Source organism: Sporosarcina sp. P12(2017), assembly GCF_002743035.1.
Lineage (GTDB): Bacteria > Bacillota > Bacilli > Bacillales_A > Planococcaceae > Sporosarcina > Sporosarcina ureae.
Map to the genome: position 1 here is coordinate 1 of NZ_PDYL01000033.1, position 4,098 is coordinate 4,098.

At 38.2% G+C, this 4,098-nt stretch carries 4 protein-coding genes; all 4 read left to right on the forward strand.

The genetic code is table 11. The features are described from left to right. The first annotated feature begins 213 nt into the window (after nucleotides 1-213). The 4 genes from CSV80_RS17120 to CSV80_RS17135 all read left to right on the forward strand — a co-directional run bounded on the left by CSV80_RS17120 (nucleotide 214) and on the right by CSV80_RS17135 (nucleotide 3,788). Nucleotides 214-471 (forward strand): ferredoxin, encoded by a 258-nt coding sequence (locus tag CSV80_RS17120; RefSeq protein WP_029055029.1) that lies wholly within the window; start codon nucleotides 214-216, stop codon nucleotides 469-471. Nucleotides 472-604: 133 nt separating this feature from the next. Then, nucleotides 605-1,630: an NAD(P)/FAD-dependent oxidoreductase gene (locus CSV80_RS17125; protein WP_099671832.1), complete on the forward strand. Its 1,026-nt coding sequence runs from the start codon at nucleotides 605-607 to the stop codon at nucleotides 1,628-1,630. 134 nt (nucleotides 1,631-1,764) lie between these two features. Continuing rightward, nucleotides 1,765-2,154 (forward strand): VOC family protein, encoded by a 390-nt coding sequence (locus CSV80_RS17130; RefSeq protein ID WP_029055027.1) that lies wholly within the window; start codon nucleotides 1,765-1,767, stop codon nucleotides 2,152-2,154. Nucleotides 2,155-2,657: 503 nt separating this feature from the next. Next, nucleotides 2,658-3,788: an acyl-CoA dehydrogenase family protein gene (locus CSV80_RS17135; protein WP_099671833.1), complete on the forward strand. Its 1,131-nt coding sequence runs from the start codon at nucleotides 2,658-2,660 to the stop codon at nucleotides 3,786-3,788. Nucleotides 3,789-4,098: the final 310 nt, after the last annotated feature.

Below are 4,098 nucleotides of genomic sequence, written 5' to 3' on the forward strand. Positions count from 1 at the left end.
AAGAGGGTCAAGAGCCGTTATTATTGGAAAATCAATCGTTAAAAACGCTGTATAGTGAAGGACTTTATGATGACAAAGAGAAAAAGTGGCAGGAAGCATTTCCACTTAAAGAACAGTTTGAAAAGAAAAAACAACCTGTTGAGCAAACATAGAAATTTAGCAAAGCACAAAAAAATTAAGGCTTATCAAGTCTGCGATAAGGAGTGGAGAACAATGGCAAAATATACGATTGTTGATCAAGACACTTGCATAGCTTGTGGAGCATGTAGTGGAGTTGCACCTGACATATATGATCATACCGATGATGGGATATCCTACGTGACAATTGATCAAAATGAGGGAATGGTAGAAGTGCCAGCGGAGTTGCATGATGATGTAGAAGATGCATATGAAGGATGCCCAAGCGATTCAATTAAAATTTCAGATGAACCATTCCATGGAAATGCACTAAAATATAGCGAAGCGATGTAATGTTAAAGATCTATACAAGTTAGAAATAGAAGAGGTACTAAAGAAACGCTTCATTTTTAAAGGGCGCAACAAGATATAGAAACATATAGATTCTATATCTTATAGATAGACAATAGTGAACGGAGTGGGTTAGATGAACGTAGAAGATGAAGTATTCGATATTACGATTATTGGGGGAGGGCCAGTTGGATTATTTACAGCATTTTATGCTGGACTCCGTCAAGCGCGAGTAAAAGTTATTGAAAGCTTACCACAACTTGGCGGTCAACTTTCTGCGCTATATCCAGAAAAGTATATTTACGATGTAGCAGGTTTTCCAAAGATTACTGGTCAACAGTTAATTGATAACTTAACCGATCAAATGAATCAGTTCAATCCAGTGGTTGCTTTAAATGAGGGAGTAGAAAAATTAGAAAAACAGCCTGACGGCATTTTTAAGATAACAACAAATAGTGCTGAACATTTCTCAAAGACTATTATTATAACGGCAGGAAACGGTGCCTTTAATCCAAGAAAGCTTGGATTAGAAGCAGCTGATAAATTTGAAGGGAAAAATCTGCATTACTTTGTTAGGGATATGCAGAAGTTCGCCGGAAAAAAGGTTCAGTTGTTTGGAGGTGGAGATTCAGCAGTTGATTGGGCACTTATGCTAGAACCAATAGCTGATGAGGTAACACTCACCCATAGACGTGATAAATTCCGTGCGCATGAACATAGCGTAGAATTGCTTAAAAACTCCAAAGTGAAAGTTATGACGCCTTATGTACCGCTAGAGTTTATTGGAGAAGATCATATCGAACAAGTCATTCTAGAGCATGTGAAAGGTGAAGGAACAAAGAGCATCGAAGTTGATGATGTAATCGTAAACTATGGTTTTATTTCCTCTCTTGGCTCAATAAAAGATTGGGGACTGGAAATTGAGAAGAATAGCATAGTTGTTAATTCGAAAATGGAGACAAATATTGCCGGGATTTATGCAGCTGGGGATATTTGTACATATGAAGGAAAAGTGAAGCTCATTGCGACTGGTTTTGGTGAAGCACCTACAGCAGTAGGTAATGCAAAAGTTTATATTGATCCTAGCTCAAAAGTACAAGCGCCGCACAGCACAAGTGTAATGGGTGAGAGTGAAGATAAGATAGTTTCTGTTTCACTTTAATAGAAGTAACAAGAAAAATTAATCGAAACGGGATGCATCTCGATTTTGATTGATTTTTTTTGTAATTCTACCTGTAAATCGGGCATTTATACAAGGTGTTGAATTTTTCAGTTAATCAAAGGAGAGAACTATTAATGATTACTAAAATAGAACATATAGCTATTGTAGTGAAAGACATGGAAGAATCCATTGCATTTTACTCGAAAGTATTTGGTTGTAAAGTACGTTTAAGAGGAGAAAATTCAAGTCGGGAAATGGCGTTTTTATATGTGAAATCACATCCAGATACAGAAATAGAATTAATCAAAGACATTGATACGGTAGGACAATACAATCAAAGTGGAATCGTCAATCATCTTGCTTTTACAGTTGAAGATATTGATAAGTCTATTAAATATTTCAAGGAGCATGGGATTATTTTCAATTCTATTGAACCTCAACCGACGCTTGAAGGTGGGCGCATGATTTTGTTTAATGGACCCAATGACGAGCTTCTTCAATTGGTCGAACGCTTAAAGGCATGATCAACGGTGATGATAGCAGGTTTAAAGTTAAGAAAGTTGCTGGTTATATAAGAGAAGGCAGTTAATTTTTTTAAGAACGACAGATAGTTCAAGATTTATTATAGATTTATTGTAAAAGTGTCTAGAATCCTAGTAGCGATTTTAAGTATCCTCATGAAGGTACTTAAAATCGTTTCATGATGACCGACGCTTTTTTAGTTTCATTAAATCACTTCAACCTATGTATACTAATAGGACGGAATATTGTATATTTTCAGACCTAATAGGTAGTAGTTTAAATATTGCAAATGCTTTAGTATAAAAATAGATAAAATACCTAATGCCAATTTTTAATGAAATTTGGGGTTAGGAGTTAAAGGTAGGATTTTACTCGATGTAACTCATTTTTCAAGTCTATAGACTAGTTAAGTCTTGTTATTCCCAAACAGATGATCATCTTCATTACCAATGGGGAAATCCAAATATTGTAGCGTAAAACAATAAGTTATAGGAAGGAAGAAATTATGACTAGCCAATTAAAAAACCAAAATAAAAATCGGTTTGACCAGGTGTTAACAGAAGTTCGTGCTCGACGTGATGAATTTGAAAAGAAGCGACATGTACCAAAGGATATGATAGTGCAACTGAAAAAAATGGGTGTTTATCGCGCTCATACGCCTCAATGTTTAGGTGGAGATGGTAGTTCACCAATGGAATTCCTTAAATTAATTGAAAGTATCTCTGAAGCTGACGGTTCAGCTGGATGGGTAGCAAGCTTTGGATCTGCTGCTGTATACCTAGCAGCTCTACCAGGAGAAACACTTGCAAAACTTTACGCAAATGGTCCTGATGTGGCCTTCGCAGGTGGTTTGTTTCCAGTTCAGCCTGCAGAGAGAGTAAATGGTGGATGGATTGTTAATGGTCTTTGGAAGTTTGCAAGTGGATGTAAGGGAGCAGACATTCTTGGTGTCGGTATTGGTACAGGAGAAGGCGGTAAACCATTAACTGCCGTTCTAAGACCAGAGGATGTAGAAATTATTGAAAACTGGGAAGTTATTGGGATGCGTGGCACAGGAAGTCATGATCTGCGCGTGAAAGATGTCTTCGTTCCTGATGAATGGACGTTTGTACGTGGCGGTACTCCTTCAATTGAAGAGCCAATTTCTCAATACCCTTCGATTGCTTATGCAGCACAGGTGCTGGCAGTGGTCAATCTTGGAGTGGCACGTGCTGCGCTTAATGAAATTTCTTTGATGGCAGGTCGTTCTGGTATCACTGGTGCACCTAAAATGGCTGATCGTGCTTACGTACGAATTTCCGTGGCAAAAGCAGAAGCCAAGCTTAGATCGGCACGTGCCTTTTTCTACGAAGCTACCGAATCCGCTTGGGAATCAATCCAAAAAGGTGAAGGCGTCTCAGCTGATCAAACAAGTATGCTACGTCTAGCGGCGGCTCAGGCTGCGCGTGAGGGAGCAAGCGCAGTACAATCTGCTTACCTTCTTGCAGGTACTACGGCTATTTACGACGGACATCCGTTGCAACGATATTTACGAGATGCAATGGTTGTTACCCAACACGCATTCCTCAACGAAAGTATGTACGATGGAGCGGGATCGGTACATTTGGGAGTGCAACCAATTAAGGGATTCATTTGACAGAAGTAAACGACTTTTAAAATACTCTGTTTAATAAAATGGTATCCCATACAATTCAATGATTCGACTTTAACGATTCATTGAAATTAATGTTAATCAATTTTTTGCGAAATGAAAACGCTGTCATATGTATGATCATGTGTAAATGGATTATCCAAATAGTAGGTGCGAACAGCATCAATTGGATAAATGAATTGTGTCCGAACTAGGAATCTATTATTGAATTAGGGGGTATTTGAATGTTAACACCAGAAGATAATCAGTTACTGACTCAGACCGATGCAGGCACGCCGATGGGCGATGTATTTAG

Bases quoted from the DNA above. Each gene is read 5' to 3' on its own strand.
- CSV80_RS17120 (WP_029055029.1), top strand. From the start codon at position 214: ATGGCAAAATATACGATTGTTGATCAAGACACTTGCATAGCTTGTGGA.
- CSV80_RS17125 (WP_099671832.1), top strand. From the start codon at position 605: ATGAACGTAGAAGATGAAGTATTCGATATTACGATTATTGGGGGAGGG.
- CSV80_RS17130 (WP_029055027.1), top strand. From the start codon at position 1,765: ATGATTACTAAAATAGAACATATAGCTATTGTAGTGAAAGACATGGAA.
- CSV80_RS17135 (WP_099671833.1), top strand. From the start codon at position 2,658: ATGACTAGCCAATTAAAAAACCAAAATAAAAATCGGTTTGACCAGGTG.